This window comes from Agrobacterium sp. 16-172Ci (assembly GCF_053522725.1).
In genome coordinates this window covers 50,233-73,227 of sequence record NZ_JBNWBW010000010.1, presented here as the reverse complement: position 1 = coordinate 73,227, position 22,995 = coordinate 50,233, and the positions used below count along the sequence as shown (strand labels likewise).

Genomic DNA, 22,995 nt, shown 5'->3' with positions numbered 1-22,995 from the left:
GGCCGCCTCACTGAACCTTCAGCCGCAGCACATGATAGGACAGCGCCGGCACCGAACCCTTCAGCGCCCCGTCCTCCACGGCGATGCCGCTGCCCGGCACAGGCACGACGCGATCCGGCTGATCCGGCCCGTTGCCGAGGCGCAGATCATATCCCGCCATGGCAAGATGCAGGCTGAGAGTGGCGGATGAATAGCCGGTGAGGCTGACATCGATATCCGCCGCTTCTGTCAGATGGCGATTGAGCACGAACAGCGTCACGACGCCTTCCGCTTCGTCATAAACACCCGCAACATCCAGATATTTGACGTCGTCGGCCGCGTTGCAATCGTAAGTCGGGCAATCGACGGCGACATTCAGCGCGACGCCACGGCCATAAAGCGAGGCGAACTGATAGGGATAATAGATCGTCTGCCGCCATGCAGGCCCGTTCTTTTCCGCCCGGATGGGGGCGATGACATTGACGAGCTGGGCGATGCAGGCGATGCGCACGCGGTCCGAACGGCGGATGAACTCATTGAGCAGGCCGGCGACAAAAAGCGCATCTTCGAAGTTGTATGTCTCTTCCAGAAGTGCAGGCGCTTCCGGCCAGTCCCAGCTCTTGATGCGTTTGCCGTCTTCTTCGCGGATGTGATACCAGACGTTCCATTCGTCGAAGCAGATGGAAACCTCGTTTTTGGCGCGCTTCTTGGCCTTCACGTAATCGATGACACCGGCAATCGTCTGGATATAGCGCCCGGTTTCCTCGATCTTGCCGAAATAATTCAGCGTGTCGCGGCTGTTATTGCCGAAATATTTGTGCAGCGAGATGTGGTCGACATTCTCATAGCACTCCTCCAGCACCTCGCGCTCCCATTCGGGATAGGTCGGCATGCCGTCATTGGAGCTGCCGCAGACAATCGCCTCAATCGTCGGATCGAAACCCTTGAAGGCCTTGGCGGTTTCATTGGCCAGCCGGCCATATTCCACCGCCGTCTTGTGACCGATCTGCCAGGGACCGTCCATTTCGTTGCCGAGGCACCACATTTTCACGCCGTGGGGCTTTTCCGCGCCGTGGCTGCGGCGCAGATCGCTGAGCGTGGTGCCGCCCGGAAAATTCACATATTCGAGGAAATTGCGGGCATCATCCAGACCACGGGAACCGAGATTGACGGCGAGCATCATCTCGATGCCGGCCATCTGCGCCCAGTCGGCGAATTCGTTGATGCCGATCTGGTTGGTTTCCCTGGAGCGCCATGCGAGATCGAGACGAATGGGGCGCTGGTCGCGCGGCCCAATGCCGTCTTCCCAGCGATAGGCGGAAACGAAGTTGCCGCCGGGATAACGGATGGCCGGAATTTTCAGGTCTTGCACGAATTTCAGAACGTCCCTGCGAAAGCCGTTCGCGTCCGCCTGCGGATGGCCCGGCTCATAGATCCCGCCATAGATGGCACGCCCCATATGTTCGATGAAGGCGGAATAAAGACGATCGTCGATACGCCCAATCCGGAAGTCCCGGTGGACTGAAACCCGCGCTTTCATAAGGCTCTCCTCCCTGCGCATTTATATCTTAAAATATGATATGAACCATATTTGATAATATAGTTGCCGAGGGAATCCGCGCCTGTCAACCGCGAAAATCATACTTTTGAAAATTGGCTGGATCAGCCTGCGGTGCGCAGGCGCAGAACGATGTCCTGATCGTAATTCCCGAAGCCGCGGCCAAAGATATTCAGCCCGCCCGGATGTTTTGCATCGGCCTTGACCTCGATGCGCAGGCGGATGGAACGGTGGCTGGTCAGATCGATATCCGCCAGCGTCACATCCGAAATCCGGGTTCCGTCGACATAGGTTCCCTGCGCGGTGATGCGCCAGGTCTTGAGCATGCCATATTGGGAACCGGAGAGCTTCCACCAGTCCGGCGTAAACGCACCGCGCTTGTCGCCGAAGTCGCCGGGCGAGGTCCAGACGCCGATTTCCCGGCCGTTGACGGATAGCGTAATATCGGACGGCCAGTTGCTGTGCGTTCCCGGCACTTCAGAGCTGACCTCCATCGAAAACTCGATTTCTTCGACTTCCCGGCCTTGAATCTTGGCATTGTTGGGAAATTGATATTCCACGAAGCCGGAGGTCAACCATAGCAGCGCCGCCTTCATGCGGTCCGGATCCATGAATGTATCGGGCACATCGAGAAGGCCGATGATGCCCTCCGGCGAGCAAATGCCGCAGGGCGCGGTTACCGAACTTTGGGTGTAGAGACCGAGCGGCATAGCGACCGCGATGTAATTTGATGCGGCCGGCGCCTCGGGTTTTCGGAAGGAAACAATCAGTTCGTCACAGGTGGCGAAACAGATTTTCTGGTTGCCCTTGCGCGCCTTGCGCGTTTCGGTTCGCAGCAGCCCCGCTTCCTCGAGAACGGCCACGCCGGCGGAAACGGTGGACTGGGGAAGCTCCAGTCTCTGCGCAATTTCGTTGACGTTGAGGCCGCTCGCCTCATGCAGTAACTTCAATATCTGCACGCGGATCAGCGACGCCGCCGCTTTCAGGACATCGAATTCTTTTTCAGCATCAACGAGGAGGAAATTGGGCGCCATATTCTAATCTTCAGATTTATCGATCCAGATCAGAATTTCTGGCTTAAATGCCATGCACTTGTCCAGTGTTGTTTGTCATGCGGACGCCTTTGAAAGGCGTGAAGCGCCATCCACCCCCGTCACTTCACAAAAAAGAGCACCGCCACACGGTCTCGATACCGCGCGGCGGTGCCCGGTTCGTCGTCAGCCGCGCTTGCGCAGGGTCCGCGTGCCGGTGTCGACGAGGTTTTGCGCCGCTTCATCCACGCTGGCGCGGCCGAAGGCGAGCGAATCGGCGATGGGGCGCATCACGCCGCGGTCGAACTCGTTGGCGCCGATCGGCGCGGGTTCCGGATAGGTATCGAGCTTGCCCGACAGGCTTTCGATATAATCAACCGTCTTGCGCTCGGTCTCGTTAAGGCTCGGCAGCAATGCTTCCCGCACGACCTTGGCGGGCGGCACGCCACGCTCGACGCCGAGCACCTTGCCTGCTTCCAGATCGTTGACGAAGAAGTTGATGAATTTCGCCGCCGCTTCCGCATTGGTCGAGGTGGACGAAATGGACCAGATGAGGCCCGGCCGGTAATAATGCCCGGTCGGCTTGCCCGGCCCCTCACCCGGCAGCATGCCGATGGACAGCGTTTGTTTATTCAGCTTCTGATAACCGACAAGCTGGTTGGAATAGGCAAAGCCGATAGCCGAATTGCCGAGCGTCAGGGCGTTGGATTCGATGGTATTGTCGTCACGCGTCTGGATATCGGCGGAAACGCAGAGCTTGTTCTCGCGCAGATCCTCCCAATAGGCGAACCATTCCTTCGCATCTTCCTTGTTGAAGCCGATGGTGCCGTCCTGAAACAGCAGCTTGCCGCGCTGGCGCAGCCAGACATCGAAAACATAATGATAACGCGCGCCATAGGGCACCGCCCAGTAGTTCCGTTTTGCCGGACCGTTCTTCTTGAAATCGCGCGCCAGTTCAGAGAGCGCCTTCCAGGTAATCTGGTCCTGCGGCACGGAAACGCCGGCTTCCTTCAGCGTGTCGGCATCATACATCATGCAGAAGGAATTCAGCCCGAGGCCGACGCCGTAAAGCTTGCCGTCGATGCGGCAGAGATCGACCTCGCTTTTGCCGAAGGTGGAAAGATCGAGCGACTTGCCGACGAACTGGTCCAGCTCCATGCAGGCGCCACGGCCGGAATAATCGGCGATGGTGGAAGGTTCAAGCTGGAAGATATCGGCGACGTTGCGCCCCGCCATCGATGTCGCAAGCTTGGTCCAGTAATCGGAACCGGCGATCATTTCGCCGCTGATCTCCGTCTGCGGGTTAGCCTTCTGGTAAAGGGCGATCACGTCGTTGGTGCGCTTGCTACGGTCGGCCGATCCCCACCATACGCAGCGAAGCCGGGTCTCAGCCGCGGCCGCGCGAAAACCACCCGCCGCCACGCCGAGACCGGTCAGCGCCGCCGTCACCAAAAATCCACGTCTGTCGATAGTTTGCATCTGCTCCTCCCGCGTTTTGCAAATTTTTCACTGACTACTAAAATTCTTGCAAATTTTCCTTGTTTGCAATATTTGCATCATATCAGAATTTTTTGCAAGCGCAGGAGACGATATGAACGATACGCCCGACATCAGCCGCCCGCGCCAGTCGGATATCGCCCAGCGCGCCGGCGTTTCCATCAGCACCGTCTCGCGCGTTCTTGCGGGAGAAAAAGGTATCAGCGCGTCGATCCAGACCAAGGTTCTGGGGGTGGCCGCGGAGCTCGGTTATCCGTTGCGACCGGTCGCGAACCAGACCGGCGGCGTGCCGCTGGAGGGCAAGAAAATCCTCGCACTCATGTCCGCCGAAAGGGCGACCGGCGATATCGGCGCTTTTTATCACGATATTTTCGACATGCTGCGCAGCCTTGCCCAGACCGACGGTTTCGAACTCGACATCCGGCTTTTGCACCAGAAACAGGTGGATGACGCGCTGACCCAGCGGGTCTGCGAGGTGGACGGCCTTCTCGCCATCGGCCTCGATCCCGAGGATGAAATCATCCACCGCATCACGCAGGGTGTGCTGCAACCGGTTCTGGTCAACAGCGCCGATCCTTCGATGATGCTGGATTGCGTCTCCCCTTCCAATTTTTACGGCGGCGCGCTGGCGGCGCGGCGGCTGCTGGAACTCGGCCACCGCAAGGTCGCCTATATCGGCCCGCATCATCGCCACACCATAAGGGAGCGTATGCGGGGTTTCCGCCACACGATCCTCGAGGAAGAGGGAACGACCTATGAGGAGTTTCTGCTTTCGACGGCGGATAGCGGCTTCGGACAGGCGGGCGATGCCGTTCGCCAGCTATTGGCCAAAAACCCCGAACTCACCGGCATTTTCTGCATGAATGACGCGATTGCGCTCGGCGCGCTGGGGGCGGCGCAGGAACTTGGCCTCGCAGTGCCGGACGATCTTTCCATTATCGGCTTCGACGACCTGCCCTTTGCCGAACTCTCCACCCCCCGTCTCAGCACGATCCGCGTCGACCGTCGCGAAATCGCCCGCGAGGCGGTGGAACTGATGCGCCGCCGGCTGACGGAACCCTCCGCCAATGCCCGCCAGGTACAACTTGGCGTGCAGCTGGTGGAAGGGCAGACGGCCGGCAAGGCGAAAAAGACGGGAAAGGCGGCACGCGATGCATGACACCATGAATAAGCCCACCATGGCCAGATTCAATCCGCTGCACGGCAATCCGCTCAAAAGTCGCGCCGATGTCCGACGAGCGCTGGATGACAGTTTTGCGCCGCTTCTTGCCCATTTTTCGCCGGGCGGCGCAAGAGTGACGCTCAGCGGCGCCGCCGCGCATTTCGACCGGGCGGCGGCCGATCTGGAAGGTTTTGCCCGGCCGCTCTGGGGCATCGCACCGCTTGCGCTGAGCGGCGATCATTTCGACCACTGGCCGCTTCTGGCGCGGGGAATAGCCAACGGCACCGACCCTTCCCATCCCGAATATTGGGGCGACGTGCGCCAAAGGGATCAGCGGCTGGTGGAGCTTGCCGCGCTTGGTTTTGCGCTGCGGCTTGCGCCGCAGCACCTGTGGGAACCGCTCTCCGACGCGCAGAAAGACAATGTGCGCCGCTATCTGCTGACGGCGCGCGAGCGCAATTACGCCGACAATAACTGGAAGTTTTTCCGGGTGATGGTCGATATGGCGCTGGATCATCTTGGCATCGATTTCGACCGCAGCCTGACAGAAACATTCCAGAAGGAACTGGATGAATTCTATATCGCCGACGGCTGGTATCGCGATGGCAATTACCGCCGCATCGACCATTACATCGCCTTTGCCATGCATTTTTACGGCCTGATCTACGCGAAACTCAGCAAGCCTGACGATGCCTACGCCGCACGCTACCGGGAACGGGCGCGCCTCTTTGCCGGCGATTTCGCCAGCTGGTTCGATGAGGATGGCGGCACGCTCGCCTTCGGCCGCTCAATGACCTACCGCTTCGCCTGCGGCGGCTTCTGGGCCGGTCTCGCTTTTGCCGATGAGGAGGCGCTGCCCTGGGGCGAGATCAAGGGGCTTTATCTGCAACATCTGCGCTGGTGGGCGAAAAACCCGATTGCCGACCGCGACGGCGTGCTTTCCATTGGCTACGCCTATCCGCAGCTCACCATGTCGGAAAGCTATAATTCAGCGGGCTCGCCCTATTGGGCCTTCAAGGCCTTCCTGCCGCTCGCCCTGCCGGAAAGCCATCCCTTCTGGCAGGCAGAGGAAAAGCAGCCCGAAACATCCGCAAAACCAAAGCCACTCATTCATCCCGGCATGGTGATGATGCGGACCAGCGGCAACATCACGGCGCTTTGCAGCGGGCAGGAAAACCTCTCCATGCGCGGCGGACCGGAGAAATATGCCAAATTCGCCTATTCCTCCCGTTACGGTTTCGGCGTCGAAGTGGATGAGCGCGGTTTCAGGACCAACGGTTTCGACAATATGCTGGCCTTCTCCGAAGATGGCCTGCATTACCGCGTGCGCGAAACCAACGAGAAGGTTCTGCTGGCCGGGGAAAGCCTGCGGGCGACATGGAAGCCGTTCCCGGATGTGGCGGTTGAAACGACGCTGGTTGCGGCTGGCGGCTGGCATATCAGGCTGCACCGGATCACCTCTGCCCGCGCCCTTTCGGTGACGGAAGGCGGCTTCGCGATCAACCGCAACGACGGCGACCGCGATGCCGTGCGCGAAGAGACCGGCCGGGCGACCGCCGATTGCGGCACAGACATATCCGCCATCGTCGATCTCGGTTCGAGCGTTACCCGCCACGGCGTGGCACTGAAGGCGCTGCCCAACACCAATCTCATCAACGCCAAGACCACGGTGCCGCAACTGCGGGGCGAGATTCCGGCGGGCGAAACCCTGCTTGCCTGCGCGGTCTTTGCCGGGGTGACCGGGCCAGAAAGCGAAACAGCGCTGGCGACAGTTCCGGCACTTCCGGATATGGAGGCGCTCGACCGCCTGTTTACGGAACGGGGCGTTCCGGTCAGCAGCATGGCGGCAACGGGAGAGCCGCAATGACGAGCCCGCTTCCGCGTCTCAGTCTTGCCATGGACCCGGAGCGAACCCAGCATGTGCTGACACCGCAGGCGCTCGAAAGGCTGTCACAGAGCGTCGATATTCTCGACACGGGGCGGATCTGCGATTTCCACGCCGCTTCCGTGAAGGAGCAGCTGGCGAGGACGGATATTCTTCTGACCGGCTGGGGCTGTCCGGATATCGGCGCGCGGGAGCTGGCGCTGATGCCGCGCCTCAGGCTGATTTCCCATGCCGCCGGCACGGTCAAATATTTCCTGTCGCAAGCGGTGTTCGATCGTGGCGTTACCGTGTGCAGCGCGGCGGAGGCGAATGCACAGCCGGTCGCCGAATTTTCTCTGGCGATGATCCTGCTCGCCGGCAAGCGCACCTTCCGCTTCCGACGCCTTTATCTGGAGCATCGCGACCGCGCCCCTGTCGAGCTGTTACAGGCGCAGGCCATCGGCAATCTCGGCCTGACGGTCGGCATCGTCGGCGCATCGCGCATCGGACGTCGCGTCATCAATCTGTTGCAGCCCTTCGATCTCAACCTCATCCTTTTCGATCCGCTTCTAAGCGCTGCGGAGGCGGAAAAGCTCGGCGTGCAGCTTGTGTCGCTCGAGGAGCTGATGGCGGTGAGCGATGTCATTTCGCTGCATGCACCCTCCCTGCCGCAGACGCGGCATATGATCGGTGCGGCAGCGCTTGCCCGCATGAAGGACGGCGCGACCCTGATCAATACGGCGCGCGGCGCACTGGTGGATGAAAACGCGCTTCTGGCCGAACTGAAAACCGGACGCATCGAAGCCGTCATCGACGTGACCGACCCGGAAGTGCCGCCGCCGGATTCACCCTTTTACAGCCTGCCGAACGTGTTCCTGACACCGCATATCGCCGGCGCCACCGGGCTTGAACGCGCAAGGCTCGGCGACATGGCGATTGCCGAAATCGAACGCTTCTGCCGCGCGGCACCCTTGCAACAGCAGGTGCGGCCGGAACATCTGGAACTGATCGCATGAGATTTTTCGAGCCGGGCCTCTGCTCCGTCACCTTCCGCTCCCTGTCGCCACAAGCCGTCATCGAGCTTGCCGCCGCAAACGGCATCAGGTCCATCGAATGGGGCGCGGATATCCATGTACCGCCCGGCGATCTCGAAAATGCAAGGGATGTTGCGGCGCGGACGGCGGAAGCCGGCCTCTCCGTCTCCTCCTACGGCTCCTATATCTTTGCGCCGGATTTTGCGCCGGAAGATGTGACCGCCGTGCTCGAAACCGCAAAGGCCCTCGGCACCGGCCATATCCGCATCTGGCCCGGCAGCCGCAGACGCCCATCTGCCGATTACTCCCCCGGAGAACGCCGCGCGGCAACGGAAGCGCTGGCGACAATCGCCCGCCGGGCGCACGACCATGGCATCACAATCGGCCTCGAATATCACCCCAACTCCCTGACGGACACCCTGCCCTCGGCCCTGCAACTCATGCAGGATTTGCCGATGCCCAACCTGTTTTTCTACTGGCAACCCGCCCCCGGCCTGCCCCTGGAAGACGCACTCGCGGAAATATCCGCACTCGGCCCACGCATCTGCCATCTCCACGTCTTCGCCTGGCTCGCCGACACCAGCCGCCTGCCGCTTCACGAACACGTGGATTATTGGCGGGCGTGCGTAAATGCATTGCCGGAGAGCGAATGGACGAAACCGGCCTATGCGATGCTGGAATTCGTCAGGGGCGATGACATCGGCCAGTTTGGGGAAGATGCGGCGACGCTAAGCAAGATACTCGCTGGCCACAGAGCGGCAGATTAGCGCACGATCAAAACCTCGCGCGCGACGTCATTCTCGACCCTGTGCCGGGGATCTAATCATGTTGAACAAAATCAACACGTTGCAGATCCTCGGGACAAGCACGAGGATGACGAACGCAAGCTTTGCGGACTTCGTTAGCAGCCCTATGGTAAGACAGCTCACCCACTCGTTCTCATATCCGCCGCCCATCCGCCCCGAACAGATGCGTCTTCGAAAGATCGAACGCAAAGGGAATGGTCTCGCCGATGCGGATATGGCGCTGGCCGTCCAGCAGCACGGTGGCGGGCTGGCCGTCGGGGGTCGCGGTGTAGACCACCGTTGAGCCGCCGAGATGTTCGACGAGCTGGATGGAGGCCTCACCCAGCGAGGCCGATTGCGCCTGCGGGTTCACATGTTCCGGGCGCACGCCGAAGGTGAGCGGTTCGTCCTGTTGCGCGGCGACCGGTTTTTCCAGCACGATGCGCTGGCCGGCCACTTCGATGGTGCGGTTGGAACTGTCGCCTGAAGCCACTTTCGCGGAGAGGAAATTCATCTTCGGCGAGCCGATGAAACCGGCGACGAACTGGTTGGAGGGGTTGTTGTAGAGATCGAGCGGGCGGCCGACCTGCATGATGCGGCCGTCGCGCAGCACGACGATCTTGTCGGCCATGGTCATGGCTTCCACCTGGTCGTGCGTCACATAGATCATGGTGCTGCCGAGCGTCTGGTGCAGCTTGGCGATTTCGACGCGCATCTGCACGCGCAGTTCCGCATCGAGGTTGGACAAGGGCTCGTCGAACAGGAAGATTTTCGGTTCGCGCACGATAGCGCGGCCGATGGCGACGCGCTGGCGCTGGCCGCCCGAAAGCGCCTTCGGCTTGCGCTGCAAAAGCGGGCCGATCTGCAGGATATCGGCGGCCTTCTGCACCCGCGCCTGGACTTCCGGTTTTTTGTAGCCTGCCGTTTCCAGACCGAAGGCAAGGTTCTTGTAGACGCTCATATGCGGATAAAGCGCATACGACTGGAAGACCATGGCGATGCCGCGCTTGGAGGCGGCGGTTTCGTTGACCCTTTCGCCATCGATACGCAGATCGCCTTCGGAGATTTCCTCAAGCCCCGCGATCATGCGCAGAAGCGTGGATTTTCCGCAGCCCGAGGGGCCGACGAAAACGGTGAACTCGCCCGGCTCGATCTTGAGATCGATGCCGTGAACGACCGGAAAAGCGCCGAACCGCTTGACGATTTTTTCGAGCGTAATGCTGCTTGCCATGCTTTTTCTCCCGACTGTCGCGCCGCATGCAGGGCGGCAGCGACAGTGTTGATTGTCTTAAAATGCGTTCCCGATGCGGGTTCTGTTCAGCGTTTCATTCCGGTAGTGGCGATGCCTTCGATCAGCAGCCGTTGGAAGAACAGGAAGAACAGGAAGACCGGCACCAACGACAGGTTGGACATGGCGAAAAGCGAGGTCCAGTCCGAGCTGCCGGTGGAATCCACGAAGGATCTGAGGCCGAGCTGCACGGTGTAGGTGTTGATGTCGTTCAGATAAATCAGCGGACCGAAGAAGTCGTCCCAGGTCCAGATGAAGGAAAAGATCGCGGCCGTCGCCAGAACCGGCAGCGACAGGGGCAACATGATCTTCCAGTAGATGCGGAAGGGCGAGCAGCCATCCATAACAGCCGCCTCGTCCAGTTCACGCGGGATACCGCGAAAGAACTGCACCATCAGGAAGATGAAGAAGGCGTCCGTCGCCAGATACTTCGGCACGATCAGCGGCAGCGAGGTGTTCACCCAGCCCATTTCCAGAAACAGGATATATTGCGGGATGAGCACGACGTGATAGGGCAGCATGAGCGTGCCGAGCATTAGCGCGAACCAGAAATTGCGCCCTCCGAAGCGAAGCCGGGCAAAAGCGAAGGCGGCGAGCGAGCAGCCGACCACGTTGCCTATGGTGGCGAGCACCGAGATGAAGAAGGAGTTCCAGAAGAACTGCCCGAAGCTCACCTGCAGCCCGGTCCAGCCGCGAATATATCCGCCGACATCCACCGCCGAGGGAATGAGCGAGGAAGAGCCGAACAGCTCGTCCTGCGGCCGGAAGGAACCCGAGATCATCCACAGGATCGGATAGAGCATCGCGAAGGATGCGATGATCAGCGCCGTGTGGAGCATCACCGATTTCAGCGGCGAACGTTGCGGGCCCTGGCCCGGCCGGGGGGCGGTAACAGCATCAGTCATCGTAGTGCACCCAGTATTTCGCGCTGAGGAACGAGAAGGCCGTGAACAGCGAGATGATGATCACCAAAATCCAGGCAAGCGCCGAGGCGTAACCCATGCGGAAGAAACCGAAGGCTTCCTGATAGAGGTAGAGCGTGTAGAACAGCGTCGAGTTGATCGGCCCGCCGGTGCCTTCGGAAATGATGAAGGCGGGCGTGAAGGCCTTGAAAGCGTCGATGGTCTGGATCACCGCGTTGAAGAAGATAACCGGCGTCAAAAGCGGCAGGGTAATGCGGAAGAACTGCCGCACCTTGCTTGCACCGTCGATTTCGGCGGCCTCATACATGTCCTGCGGGATTTGTCTCAGACCCGCGAGGAAGATGATCATCGGCGAACCGAACTGCCAGACGGACAGGATGACCAGCGTGTAGATCGAATAATCCGGATTGGAAATCCAGCTCGGCCCTTCGTAACCGAAGGCCTGCCAGAGGACCATGTTGACGAGACCGTCAGAGGCGAAAAGCTGACGCCAGAGCACGGCAATCGCGACGCTCGAACCGAGCAGCGACGGCAGGTAGAAGATCGCACGATAAAGCGTCAGCCCCTTGATGCCGCGGTTGAAGGCGAGCGCGACGAGCAGCGCGAAGATCAGCTTCAGCGGCACCGACAGCAGCACATAGGTAAAGGTTACCTGCATGGCTGCGGCGAATTTCGGATCGGCCGTGGCGATGCGCACATAGTTTGCCGCCCCCACCCAGTCCGGCGACTGCAACAGGTCGTAATTCGTGAAAGACAGGTAAAGCGACGCAAGCGCGGGACCGAGGGTGAGGCCGAAAAAGCCAATCAGCCAAGGCAGCAGAAACAGGTAGGCGTGAATGTTGCGGTCGAAAATCCGCTTCACGCCGCCCCGTTTCGGGAGAGCCGCGCCACGGCTCTCCCCCACAAGAGTTTCAGATCGAAAGGCCATAAACCATCACTTCCGTTTGATAACGGTTTCGGATTCCTTGACGAGGCGGTCACCGCCCTCTTCTGGCGTGATCTTGCCGAAGCCGATTTCCTCCGCCGTGCGTTTGAGGACGAAGGCGAATTCGCCCGCGCCCGGAGGCGGCGCCGGCGGCAGATCGCCGACGCCGGGGGTAATCTCGGCAATATAGTCCACCATCGTCTTGCTCACCTCGTCGAGCTTGCTGCTCAACTGGCTACGCATGGATTCCGAAGCCGGAACGCCGCGCTCGACGCCGAGAATATCGATGCCCTGCGGTTCAGCCACAAGGAAGTTGATGAAACCGACGGCCTGCTCGATGCCGGCGCTGCCATTTGCGACGCTGATGAGCATGGAGGGTTTCAGATAATGGCCGGAAGGGCCATCCTTGGTGCTCTTCGGATAGGAGCTTATGGCAAGCCTGGACTTGTTGAGCTTCTGATAACCGACGAACTGGTTGGAATGGGCGAATGCCGTTGCCGCCTTGCCCGTCGTCAAAGGGTTCGTTTCGATGTTAAGCTGGTCGAGCGCCTGCACATCGGCCGGCACACAGGCGCCGCTCTTGCGCAAATCCGCCCACAAAGTGAACCACTTGGTCGCATCGGCAGGATCGAAGCCGATGCCGCCATCCTGCGTGTAAAGCGACTTGCCGTTCTGGCGCAGCCAGTTTTCGAAGCTCGGCTCCACGCCGCTGGCGTCGGCCGTGGCGTAATAGCCGGGCTTCGGCTTGTTCTTGCTGAGCTTGGCGGCATTTTCGGCAAACTCCTCCCAGGTCTGGCCGATCGCCGGCGGCGTCGCACCGGATTTTTCCCAGGCCGCCTTGTCGAAGAAGACGGCGCTGGAATTGACGCCGAGATTGATGCCGTAAAGCTTGCCATCGACCCGGCCGGAATCGATGTTCATCTTGCCGAAATCCTCGATCTTCAGGCCCTTGCCGATATATTCATCGAGGGGTGCCAACGCGCCGCGACGGCCATATTCGAAGATGTAACGATAATCCATCTGAATCAGGTCAGGCGCGTTGCGGCCCGCCACCTGCGTGGCAAGGCGCGGCCAATAATCACTCCAGCCTGCGAATTCACCGGCAATATCGAGATCCGGCTTGACCTGCTTATAGGCTGCTATCGCCTTGTTGGTGCGGTCGGCGCGTTCCTGCGACCCCCACCACAACATGCGAAGGCGCGCGGCCTGGGCCTGCGCTGAACCACCTCCCAGTGTTGCGAGCGACAGGGCCGCAAGCCCCGCTGAAAGCACACCTCTCCTCTGAAGCATCACGGGCATTGGCAACTCCTCCCTATTGACTGCCAATTGATGATGAACGTAAACGACACTTGCCGTTTTATAACTAATTGGTTACATGGGAACACTGATCGCAAACATTGTCAAGCGGGTGCTGAAATGGAAGAAACGACAAAAAACCAGCCGTCCGATCCTGCTCCCGATGCGGCCATGGAGAAAACGCCGTCACCCAAGCGCAAACGCGCGACGACACAGGTGCGAAACCCGGAAAGAACGCGCGCCGCCATTCTCGAAGCCGCCCGCCGCGAGGTGGCCGCCAAGGGGCTGGCAGGGGCGCGAATCGATGTCGTCGCCCGGCGCGCCGGCACCAACAAGCGGATGATCTACCATTATTTCGGCGACAAGGATGCGCTTTATCTCGCCGTTCTGGAAGACGCGTACCGCCATATCCGCCATACCGAGAGACGGCTTGACCTGGCCCGCAAGGCCCCTTCGGAGGGCTTGCGGGAGCTTGCGCTATTCACCTGGCACTACTTCCTCGACCATCCCGAATTCCTGAGCATTCTCGCCACGGAAAACCTCAATAAAGCCCGCTATCTCAGGCAATCTCCGGCAATTACGGCGATGCATTCGAATTTCATTTCAGAGCTGGAAGACGTGCTGCGGCGCGGCAGCGACGCGGGCGAATTTCGTGACGGTCTCGATCCGATCGACGTCTATCTGACCATCGCTTCGCTCGGCGCCTTTTATCTTTCCAACCGGTTCACGCTGTCGACGATCTTCCAGCGCGACCTGACAGACCCCGCCGAGCTGGAACGCTGGGGCCAGCATATCGTCGACACCCTGCTTGCTGCAGTGCGGCCGGTCTGAGCCGGCCGAACTGAATTCCTCTTTAACAACAGCGACGACGCGCCATTCGCATCCGCGAAGCGCGTCGTTTTCTTTTGCGGCGCGGTGGAAACGCGAAAACCCAACCGTCGTCAGGTCACGAATTTTTCCTGTCAAAAACACCTTGACAGATCGCATCCTTCACGACCACAAATAACCAAATGGTTACAAATTGCCATGTTTGACGGAAGCGGCTTTCGGGAAGAAGCCGCCTTGGGAGGAAATTCATGAAACGTATCGGCGTCATCATGCACGGCATCACCGGCCGCATGGGTTACAACCAGCATCTCGTGCGCTCCGTTCTCGCCATTCGCGATCAGGGCGGCGTGGTTTTGAAGAACGGCGAAAGGGTCATGCTTGACCCCATTCTGGTCGGCCGCAACGGCGCAAAGATCGAGGCAATCGCCAAAAAGCACAATGTCGCGCGCTGGACGACCGATATCGATGCGGCGCTGGCGAACCCCGACGATACGCTGTTCTTCGATGCCGGCACGACGCAGATGCGAGGCAGCCTTTTGGAGAAAGCCATCAAGGCGGGCAAGAACGTTTATTGCGAAAAACCGATTTCCGACACGATGGAAGAGGCGCTGGCGATTGCGCGGCTCGCCGAAAGCGCCGGCATCAAACACGGCGTGGTGCAGGACAAGCTGTTCCTGCCCGGCCTTCGCAAGCTGGCGATGCTGCGCGACAGCGGCTTTTTCGGCAAAATCCTCTCGGTGCGCGGCGAGTTCGGTTACTGGGTTTTCGAAGGCGACTGGCAGCCGGCGCAGCGCCCTTCGTGGAATTACCGCCTGAAGGATGGCGGCGGCATCATTCTCGATATGCTGTGCCACTGGCGTTATGTACTCGACAACCTGTTCGGGCCGGTGAAATCCGTCAGCTGCCTCGGCGCGACCCATATTCCGGAACGTTTCGATGAGCAGGGCAAAGCCTATAAGGCGGATGCTGACGATGCCGCTTATGCCACCTTTGAGCTGGAAGGCGGCGTGATCGCCCACATCAACTCCTCATGGGCGGTGCGGGTGCGCCGCGACGACCTCGTGACCTTCCAGGTCGACGGCACGCATGGTTCGGCGGTGGCGGGCCTGACAAAATGCTTTACCCAGCACCGCACCAACACGCCGAAGCCGGTGTGGAACCCCGACCAGCCGCAGACCATCGATTTCTACAAGACCTGGCAGGAGGTGCCGGACAATGTCGTCTATGACAACGGCTTCAAGGCGCAGTGGGAAATGTTCGTGCGCCACCTCGTCGACAACGATCCGTGGCCCTATGGCCTCATGGAAGGCGTGAAAGGCGTGCAGCTAGCCGAGCTTGGACTGAAATCCTGGAAGGAACGCCGCTGGCTCGACGTTCCCGCTATTTCGTAAGGAGGCGATGGTGAGCGAACTCAAGCTTCCGAAGGATGACCGCAGCATTGAGGTCTACAGACTATCAGGCACACCGGTCGCGGTTGAGAAACGAAGTGCGGCGGATTTCAACCGCGTCGCCTTCGCGGCCGCCCATGTGGTGGCCGATCCCCTTGCCGATAACGACCCATGGCTGACGCCCGCCATCGACTGGGACGCCACTTTACGTTTCCGTCACCGCCTGTGGGATCTCGGCCTCGGCGTCGCCGAGGCGATGGATACGGCGCAGCGCGGCATGGGGCTCGCGTGGCCGCAGGCGCAGGAACTGATTTCCCGTTCGCTGAAGGAGGCGGCCAGCCGCAAGGATGCGCTGATTGCCTGCGGCGTCGGAACAGATCATTTGAATGGCGGCGGCTACGACCTAAACCAGATTGTCGACTCTTACCTGGAACAGCTTGATTTTGTTCAGGGAGAAGGCGGACGCGTAATCCTGATGGCGAGCCGTGCTCTGGCCGCTGCCGCCCGCTCGCCGGATGATTATCTCAAGGCTTATGCCAGGGTTTTATCCCATGCCGACCAGAAAGTGGTGATCCACTGGCTGGGCGAAATGTTCGACCCGGCGCTTGAGGGTTATTGGGGGGCTGGCGACCATATGGCGGCGATGGAAACCTGCCTTACCATGATCGAGGAGAATGCCGACAAGATTGATGGCATCAAGATTTCGCTTCTCTCCAAGGAAAAGGAAATCGTCATGCGCCGCCGCCTGCCCGCAGGCGTGCGCATGTATACCGGTGACGATTTCAACTATGCCGAACTGATCGCCGGTGACGAGAAGGGCCATTCGGATGCGCTGCTCGGCATTTTCGACGCCATAGCGCCTACGGCTTCGAAAGCGCTGGCCTGCCTGAAGCGCGGGGCGGACAACGAGTTCTTCGATATTCTGGAGCCGACGGTGGCGCTGTCGCGCCATATCTTCAAGGCCCCGACCCGCTTCTACAAGACCGGCGTGGTGTTCCTCGCCTATCTCAACGGGTTGCAGGACCACTTCACCATGGTCGGCGGGCAGGAAAGCACCCGCTCCACGCAGCATTTCGCTGAGCTTTTCCGGCTGGCGGACAGGGCCAATGTGCTCGCCGAGCCGGATCTGGCGACGCAGCGCATGAAGGCGTTTCTGGCCGTCCGTGGCATCGGGTGAAGCAAAACAAGGGGAGATACCGAGATGAGCCTTGAAGGCCTTTCCATCAATTTCGCCACCGTGCGTCAGGGCGGAGACTTCGGCGCAATCGTCGATGCCTGCCTCGCGCACGGCATAACCGCCATCTCGCCCTGGCGTGAGCAGGTGCATGGCTTTGGCCTTGCTGAAGCCGCCCGCATTGTCGAGCATAACGGCCTGCGCCTCAGCGGCCATTGCCGGGGCGGCTTTTTCCCCGCGCCCAATGCCGAAGGGCGCCGCCTCGCCATCGAGGACAATAAACGCGCCGTCGATGAGGCTGCCGCCATGAAGGCCGATTGCCTTGTGCTGGTGGTGGGCGGCCTGCCCGCCGGCTCACGCGACCTGAAAGGCGCACGGCAGATGGTGGAGGACGGCATGGCCGAGCTTCTTCCCTATGCGCGGGCCGCCGGCGTGCCGCTCGCCATCGAGCCGCTGCACCCCTTTTATGCCGCCGACCGCGCCTGCTTCAACACGCTGAAACAATCGCTCGATCTCTGCGACAGGCTCGGGTCTGGAACCGGTGTCGCCATCGATGTCTACCACGTCTGGTGGGATCCGGAACTGGAAGAACAGGTGGCGCGCGCCGGCAGGAACGGGCAAATTCTCGCCCACCATATCTGCGACTGGCTGGTGCCGACCACCGATCCGCTCAACGATCGCGGCATGATGGGCGACGGCGTGATTGACCTCAAGGCATTTCGCGCCATGATCGAAGCCGCCGGCTTCCACGGCCCGCAGGAAGTGGAAATCTTTTCGCATCGCTGGCAGGCGCGCCCGATGGACGAAGTCCTCGCCACCGTGGTCGAGCGTTTCAAGACTGTTTGTTGATTATCCGGGAGAGAGACGATGCCTGAAAAGGTGAAACGCAAACGCTATGCGCTGGTCGGCACCGGCAATCGCGGCACCACCATGTGGGGCCGCGAATTGCTGGCCGGCTGGAGCGACTATGTCGAACTGGTCGGCATTTGCGACCTGAACCTGATGCGCGCCGAACGCGCCCGCGCCATGATGGGATCGAGCGCGCCGCTTTACGACGATTTCGACCGGATGATGGAGGAGCAGCGACCCGAGCTGGTGATCGTCTGCACACCTGATGACACACATGACGACATCATCATCCGGGCGCTCGAAGGCGGGGCCGATGTCATCAGCGAAAAGCCCATGACCACCACCCCGGAAAAGATCGACCGTATTCGCGCGGCGGAGGCCAAAAGCGGCCGCCGCGTCGACGTCTCCTTCAATTACCGTTTCTCTCCCACCGCTGCCCGCATCAAGGAGCTGATCGACGAAGGCGCCATCGGCACCGTCACCTCGGTCGATTTCCACTGGTATCTGGATAACCAGCACGGCGCAGATTATTTCCGCCGCTGGCACGCCTTCACCGAGCATTCCGGCAGCCTGTTCGTGCACAAGGCGACCCACCATTTCGATCTCTTGAACTGGTATCTCGATTCCGATCCCGTGGAGGTGAAGGGCTTCGGGCAATTGCTGCATTATGGCAAGAACGGCCCGTTCCGCGGAACGCGCTGTCGCACCTGTCCGCACAAAAGCGAGTGCGATTATTTCATGGATCTCGGGGCCGATCCTTTTCTCGATGCGCTTTATGAAGACCCTTCGACGGTGGACGGTTATGTGCGCGATGCCTGCGTCTTCCGCGAGGAGATCGACATTCCCGACACGATGAGCGCTTCGATCCGTTATGCGAGCGGCGTGCAGGTCTCCTATTCGCTCAACACCTATATGCCGATCGAGGGCCATCACATCGCCTTCAACGGCCATAAGGGCCGCATCGAGATGCGCCAGTATGAAAAGCAGCCCTGGACCGAACCACCCGCCGACGAAATCCTTGTCGTCAAAAGTTTCGGCGGCGGTGTCGAGCGCATATGGGTGCCACATGAGCCCGGCGGCCACTATGGCGGCGACAACCGCATGCGCGACATGATCTTCAAGCCTGGCTCCAACGACCGGCTGCGCCAGCGGGCGGGCTCACGCGCAGGCGCAATGTCCGTCCTGACAGGGGTGGCGGCGCTGAAAAGCGCCCGTGAAGGCGGCACGGCAGCGGTGAAATCGCTTCCGGTTTAACCGCCTTCGTCTGCGGCCCATCGACAACTGGGCCGCAGATGGCAATTGCCAAAAAAGAACGGACGATATTCCACAGATTACGCGCTTCTTCCATGCCGGTAAAATGGTCGCCGGGGGAAGAAAGAGTGAGTCATGTCCAGTTTTGAATCCTTCGTTCCGCTCATCATCATCGGCCTCAGCCTCGCCGTATTTTTCAAATGGGTGGGGCGAGATATGAACCGGGAAGAGAAAAAGCCGCGTTCCCGCCGCTGACGGCGGAAAAGCGCGCCCGCGCGGCGTGGAAACGGAACCCGCGCCTTTTCCCCTGCGTTTCCCCTTTAAAAGGAGGACGCGACATGACGAACAAAACGAAGCCGAAAACAGTTGACAAACGGCCTTCCAGCCCGAACGACATTCCTCCCGCCGGCCCGCACGCCAAACCGTCCCTCACCGACTATGACAAGACGCCGGGGGCAGGCAGCCTGCCCGATGACCGTGCGAAGGACGTGTCTCCCGGTGGAGGTTGATGCGCGCGAAACCAAAGGCCGCGCCAAACCGGGCGCACGTTTGGGTTGGCGGGAAATAGCACTGTGAACCAGATACTTAGCCAATGATCGGTCGCTCGCCAGTGCTTTTTCCTTCAATGCCCATTGCAAAATCAAAAATTGCGCCTATATTTTCTTCATCGACCATTGCTTGTGACGTCGTTCTGGAACAGACTGTTCCCCGTCGGATTTCCTCTCAAATAATCGATCTTATCCCGCAAGGTATCGCGGGAACCACAACGATTCTACGAAAGGAAATCGTTATGAACACTGGTACTGTAAAGTGGTTCAACGCCACCAAGGGCTTCGGCTTCATTCAGCCTGACAATGGCGGCACGGACGTTTTCGTTCACATCTCCGCTGTTGAGCGCGCTGGCATGCGTTCGCTGAACGACGGCCAGAAGATCAGCTACGAGATCGTCCAGGACCGTCGGTCCGGCAAAAGCTCGGCTGATAACCTTCAGGCAGCTTGATATTCATCATTTAACCCGCAGACCACGGATGTACTGGCTGCAGGTTAGAATGATTGTGAGAGGTCGGGTCAAAGCCCGGCCTTTTGTTTTTGGGCCAGGGAAAAAGCGCGTCCGCGAAGAAGCCTAAGCCGTGCGCCACCGCCGCAAGAGGGCAAAGAAGAAAATTCAGCGCGAAGGGCTGCTGCCTGCCCCCAAAAAGGTTACCCGCCCCCGACAGCCTTCCGATACCGCTCTTCCATAAAGGAGAATGCCATGGCCGCGTCAAAGGAAGCTTTTTTCAAACCCGGCAAACTATCCGCACAGGACAGGGCGTCATTGACGGATAACGCCGCAAAGCAGATCATAAACGCCGAGGCCGACCAGCGCGCCCGCAAAACGGAACGCCTTCGCCAGCTTCGCGAAGCACAGGAAGCGACGATTATCGCCGACGTGCCGGTTTCCGCAAAAAAACGATCCGGCAAGAACTGACTGGCCGGATTTCCAGCATCGCCCGCTCGAACGGGCCTTGAACGGATTGTCTCATAGCCGCTCGAGGCCGCACCAATCCAACAGGAGGAGGACACCATGGCCAAGGGTCAATTGCGCAGCAACAAGGAAATCCGCAAACCGAAGAAGGACAAGACGAAAGCGCCTGCCGCGCCGCCCACCGGTTCGCAGGTCAAATTCGCAAACGCCACGACAGCGGATAGCAAAAAGAAATAGGCGCCAAGCCGGCCGACAAGTCACGGCGAATAAAAGCATAGCCATCCATGCCGGACTTGTTTTGGCCACATTTCCCAATTAAACAGCTCTCATGGCAACTGCTGGTGAGCGCGAATGAAATCGACGTTCGCAGTTGTTTTAGTCGCTTCAGACTTTTGACCACGGATGTACTGGCACGGGTGTTGAGAGCGATATGAGGAAGGTCGGTGCAATATTGCCCCGGCCTTTTTTGTTGCCTGCGGGAGCGCGTGCTAAATTGCCCGCTCTACGAGACAGAATTAACTTGCCTATTCTCCTCAAAGGGCGCACGCTTCCCTATCGGTAATTAAAGGGCGTTGCCGCCGTAAGGCCTCTTGCAATCTTTGCCCTGTCCCGCCTGTTGACCAGGGGAACGATCTCCAAGCCACGCGACATGCATGACGGTACGGGCCGGAGACGGTTTGCCTGACGCTGTGCGCGTTTCGAGGCGTTGAAGCGTCCTCGCGCCACTTATGGGTGGCGACGCGACGCTCCAGCTTTTTTGCCCCCCACAGGAAAGGAGGACGTCATGTCTTCCGCATATGAAAATTGCATCATCACATCGCAGGACCTGAAAATGCTCCAGTCAGTGCTGGAAGGTCTCGGTTATGACAGCCACACCATGGATGACGAAGTCATTCTCTACAACAATGCCGCCCGCAAGGTGATCGAGCTCTTTCAGGATGGCTTGACCGACCCTGCCGATATTTCGGAGGAAATGCTGTTCCTGTTCGGCGTTCACAAACATGAACGCGTCAAACCGTGGAAACCGCTGCCGCGTTACGCCATTCAGGGCCTGCCGCCTCTTTACCGGTGATGGGGCTTGCCGCCCTTTTCGTGGCGGCCTTCAAAATCACCGATGAAAATAACGGCTTGGCAAAAGCCGTATATCAGGCAACACTGAAATTGAGCGTCCCGCGCGCGATCAGGCGCGTCCCGGGAAGCTTGGGTATGGAATGTGCACCCTGTGCGTTGCGGGACCATGACCGGTCTTCGCCAAGCTTGCGTTGTTTCCCATGCCGGTAAGTTTTGCGTCTGCGTGGAGGTGAGTATGACGTATGACTGGAGCGGCCGCAAAATGCGCCGCATGCGAGCGGCGAAACTGACGATCATCAGCCTCGTCGCGGCTTTCGTGCTGACTGCCCCGATTTTTGCCCATTATTGAGGTTTGCAGCCGCGAGGCAGGATCATACCGGCTGGCGGACTTCACTCGGCTTTCTCAACCGGTTCTTCAGCCATTTCTGAACGGGCTGATCGTAATGGACCGTCAGCCACCATGACAGGTACGTCGTGCCGATGAGGAAAACAATGCCGGCCGGCAAAGCAAGGTTTTCCCGGTGCACAGCGGGGATCAGAAACTCCGTCCAGGCCAGAAGCGGAATATGCAGTACATAGACCGCGTAGGACGCCGTGCCGAGAAACACCGAAACCATTCCCACACCGCGCCCCGGAACCGTCTTGCTGGCGACGAACAGCAGCATCGGCCAGACGACGAGGACCACCGCAAGATCGAAGAACGGTCGAAGCTCGCGCGACATGGGCACGGCCAGAATGAAACAGACCAGCAGAAGGCAAAGCGCCGCCTGAAAAGGTTTCAACTGCGGCACGCGATTGCGAAAACGGTAAATCAGCACGCCGGCAAAAAACGAGAAGAACACCCGCCCCATGCCGGCATACATTTCATGCCAGCGAAAACCGGCATGCAGACGGCCGAACTGGGCGGCGGCCACCATCAGCACAAGGGCGCTGATAATGAGCACCGCGGCGGTCTGTTTCGTCGTGGCCCGGACACCGAAGCGGGCGTAAAACGCATTCACCACCAGCTCGTTGAAAAGCGACCATGCCGGGCTGACGAGAAACAGCGCGCCGTTCAGAGTGAGCGTGAAGGGCGCCGGCAAAAAGAGCAGCCCCGTTACCAAGGCGAAAGCAAGCTCGCCGGGATCGATAAGACGATGCAGATCATCGATCGGCGTCGGCAGGCCCAGCACGTAGAGGCAGATGAAATAGGCCGCCATCAGGGCCAGCGCCAGCCCATAAAGAGGGTAAAGACGTGCAAAGCGCGCCTTCATGAAAAAGCCTGGCGTAATCGCCCCTTCGGCCAGTTTCCGGCTATAGGCATGCGCGAGCACGAAACCGCTGAGCGCAAAGAACAGATCCACGGCGAGATAGCTCGAAGCCGTGCTTTTCCCAAACAGATCCTCGGCATGGCGGTGGACGATGAAAAGGGCGGCCACGCCCCTTATGCCATCGAGCAATATAAAGCGTTCCGGGGACGACTGGACCATGGCATGAGGCTCGGTTTGGCTGACGGATTTGAGGTTCACAGGCAACGAGCTTTACCGCGTTGCGGTTCACCGCTACCAGTCACAAACTGTTTAACGTGGCGAACATCCCATATTATTATGGAATACTAACGGGTGATCGACACTCTTTCGCGGCTGCG

The 22,995-nt window shown here is 59.7% G+C and carries 22 protein-coding genes; 14 read left to right on the top strand and 8 right to left on the bottom strand.

Annotation, left to right across the window (positions count from 1 at the left end):
• Positions 1 to 7: 7 nt before the first annotated feature.
• The 3 genes from arfA to ACQZ40_RS11800 all read right to left on the bottom strand — a co-directional run bounded on the left by arfA (position 8) and on the right by ACQZ40_RS11800 (position 4,047).
• A complete protein-coding gene (gene arfA, locus ACQZ40_RS11810; protein WP_448748002.1) occupies positions 8 to 1,519 on the bottom strand; it encodes an arabinosylfuranosidase ArfA in 1,512 nt (503 codons plus the stop codon).
• Positions 1,520 to 1,641: 122 nt separating this feature from the next.
• On the bottom strand, positions 1,642 to 2,571 hold the full coding sequence (locus ACQZ40_RS11805; protein WP_065656073.1) for an ArsR/SmtB family transcription factor: 930 nt from the start codon (positions 2,569 to 2,571) through the stop codon (positions 1,642 to 1,644).
• A 183-nt stretch (positions 2,572 to 2,754) separates the two neighbouring features.
• Positions 2,755 to 4,047: an ABC transporter substrate-binding protein gene (locus tag ACQZ40_RS11800; protein WP_448748001.1), complete on the bottom strand. Its 1,293-nt coding sequence runs from the start codon at positions 4,045 to 4,047 to the stop codon at positions 2,755 to 2,757.
• A 112-nt stretch (positions 4,048 to 4,159) separates the two neighbouring features.
• Here ACQZ40_RS11800 and ACQZ40_RS11795 point away from each other — a divergent pair, with 112 nt between their 5' ends.
• The 4 genes from ACQZ40_RS11795 to ACQZ40_RS11780 are packed head-to-tail and all read left to right on the top strand — an operon-like array spanning position 4,160 to position 8,892.
• Entirely contained in the window at positions 4,160 to 5,224 is a 1,065-nt protein-coding gene (locus ACQZ40_RS11795; RefSeq protein WP_065656075.1) for a LacI family DNA-binding transcriptional regulator, read from the top strand.
• Positions 5,217 to 7,094 (top strand): DUF2264 domain-containing protein, encoded by a 1,878-nt coding sequence (locus ACQZ40_RS11790; protein ID WP_448748000.1) that lies wholly within the window; start codon positions 5,217 to 5,219, stop codon positions 7,092 to 7,094. Before ACQZ40_RS11795 ends, ACQZ40_RS11790 begins: the two co-directional genes overlap by 8 nt.
• Positions 7,091 to 8,107 carry a hydroxyacid dehydrogenase gene (locus ACQZ40_RS11785; RefSeq protein WP_080857162.1) on the top strand — a complete coding sequence of 339 codons (1,017 nt, stop codon included), beginning with the start codon at positions 7,091 to 7,093 and terminating at the stop codon, positions 8,105 to 8,107. Before ACQZ40_RS11790 ends, ACQZ40_RS11785 begins: the two co-directional genes overlap by 4 nt.
• Positions 8,104 to 8,892, top strand: a complete 789-nt coding sequence (locus ACQZ40_RS11780) for a sugar phosphate isomerase/epimerase family protein (protein WP_080857163.1) — start codon at positions 8,104 to 8,106, stop codon at positions 8,890 to 8,892. The genes ACQZ40_RS11785 and ACQZ40_RS11780 overlap by 4 nt, the downstream gene beginning before the upstream one ends.
• A 172-nt stretch (positions 8,893 to 9,064) precedes the next feature.
• On the opposite strand, the gene ACQZ40_RS11775 is transcribed toward ACQZ40_RS11780, so the two are convergent.
• From ACQZ40_RS11775 to ACQZ40_RS11760, 4 genes are all read right to left on the bottom strand, one after another.
• The gene (locus ACQZ40_RS11775) at positions 9,065 to 10,141 is read right to left on the bottom strand and encodes an ABC transporter ATP-binding protein (protein WP_448747999.1); all 1,077 of its coding nucleotides are present in this window, start codon (positions 10,139 to 10,141) and stop codon (positions 9,065 to 9,067) included.
• 86 nt (positions 10,142 to 10,227) lie between these two features.
• Positions 10,228 to 11,103 carry a carbohydrate ABC transporter permease gene (locus tag ACQZ40_RS11770; protein ID WP_020809242.1) on the bottom strand — a complete coding sequence of 292 codons (876 nt, stop codon included), beginning with the start codon at positions 11,101 to 11,103 and terminating at the stop codon, positions 10,228 to 10,230.
• Positions 11,096 to 12,049, bottom strand: a complete 954-nt coding sequence (locus ACQZ40_RS11765) for a carbohydrate ABC transporter permease (protein WP_185740859.1) — start codon at positions 12,047 to 12,049, stop codon at positions 11,096 to 11,098. Before ACQZ40_RS11765 ends, ACQZ40_RS11770 begins: the two co-directional genes overlap by 8 nt.
• A gap of 6 nt (positions 12,050 to 12,055) precedes the next feature.
• Positions 12,056 to 13,345 carry an ABC transporter substrate-binding protein gene (locus ACQZ40_RS11760; RefSeq protein WP_448747998.1) on the bottom strand — a complete coding sequence of 430 codons (1,290 nt, stop codon included), beginning with the start codon at positions 13,343 to 13,345 and terminating at the stop codon, positions 12,056 to 12,058.
• Between the two features lie 117 nt (positions 13,346 to 13,462).
• Between ACQZ40_RS11760 and ACQZ40_RS11755 the strand changes: the two genes are divergently transcribed.
• From ACQZ40_RS11755 to ACQZ40_RS11710, 10 genes are all read left to right on the top strand, one after another.
• A complete protein-coding gene (locus ACQZ40_RS11755) occupies positions 13,463 to 14,173 on the top strand; it encodes a TetR/AcrR family transcriptional regulator (protein ID WP_080857166.1) in 711 nt (236 codons plus the stop codon).
• Between the two features lie 245 nt (positions 14,174 to 14,418).
• Positions 14,419 to 15,561, top strand: a complete 1,143-nt coding sequence (locus tag ACQZ40_RS11750; RefSeq protein WP_448747997.1) for a Gfo/Idh/MocA family protein — start codon at positions 14,419 to 14,421, stop codon at positions 15,559 to 15,561.
• A gap of 10 nt (positions 15,562 to 15,571) precedes the next feature.
• On the top strand, positions 15,572 to 16,735 hold the full coding sequence (locus ACQZ40_RS11745) for a dihydrodipicolinate synthase family protein (RefSeq protein ID WP_448747996.1): 1,164 nt from the start codon (positions 15,572 to 15,574) through the stop codon (positions 16,733 to 16,735).
• Positions 16,736 to 16,759: 24 nt separating this feature from the next.
• Positions 16,760 to 17,581: a sugar phosphate isomerase/epimerase family protein gene (locus ACQZ40_RS11740; RefSeq protein ID WP_448747995.1), complete on the top strand. Its 822-nt coding sequence runs from the start codon at positions 16,760 to 16,762 to the stop codon at positions 17,579 to 17,581.
• 18 nt (positions 17,582 to 17,599) lie between these two features.
• Entirely contained in the window at positions 17,600 to 18,835 is a 1,236-nt protein-coding gene (locus ACQZ40_RS11735; protein ID WP_448747994.1) for a Gfo/Idh/MocA family protein, read from the top strand.
• 335 nt (positions 18,836 to 19,170) lie between these two features.
• On the top strand, positions 19,171 to 19,341 hold the full coding sequence (locus ACQZ40_RS11730; RefSeq protein ID WP_162856817.1) for a hypothetical protein: 171 nt from the start codon (positions 19,171 to 19,173) through the stop codon (positions 19,339 to 19,341).
• A 281-nt stretch (positions 19,342 to 19,622) separates the two neighbouring features.
• Positions 19,623 to 19,832, top strand: a complete 210-nt coding sequence (locus ACQZ40_RS11725; protein WP_003508146.1) for a cold-shock protein — start codon at positions 19,623 to 19,625, stop codon at positions 19,830 to 19,832.
• Positions 19,833 to 20,084: 252 nt separating this feature from the next.
• A complete protein-coding gene (locus ACQZ40_RS11720) occupies positions 20,085 to 20,300 on the top strand; it encodes a hypothetical protein (protein ID WP_078053614.1) in 216 nt (71 codons plus the stop codon).
• Positions 20,301 to 20,396: 96 nt separating this feature from the next.
• Entirely contained in the window at positions 20,397 to 20,534 is a 138-nt protein-coding gene (locus ACQZ40_RS11715; RefSeq protein WP_162856819.1) for a hypothetical protein, read from the top strand.
• A 547-nt stretch (positions 20,535 to 21,081) separates the two neighbouring features.
• Positions 21,082 to 21,369, top strand: a complete 288-nt coding sequence (locus tag ACQZ40_RS11710) for a hypothetical protein (RefSeq protein ID WP_078053615.1) — start codon at positions 21,082 to 21,084, stop codon at positions 21,367 to 21,369.
• Between the two features lie 370 nt (positions 21,370 to 21,739).
• Here the strand turns inward: ACQZ40_RS11710 and ACQZ40_RS11705 are convergent, their stop codons facing one another.
• The gene (locus ACQZ40_RS11705) at positions 21,740 to 22,837 is read right to left on the bottom strand and encodes an acyltransferase family protein (protein ID WP_271046478.1); all 1,098 of its coding nucleotides are present in this window, start codon (positions 22,835 to 22,837) and stop codon (positions 21,740 to 21,742) included.
• Between the last annotated feature and the right edge of the window lie 158 nt (positions 22,838 to 22,995).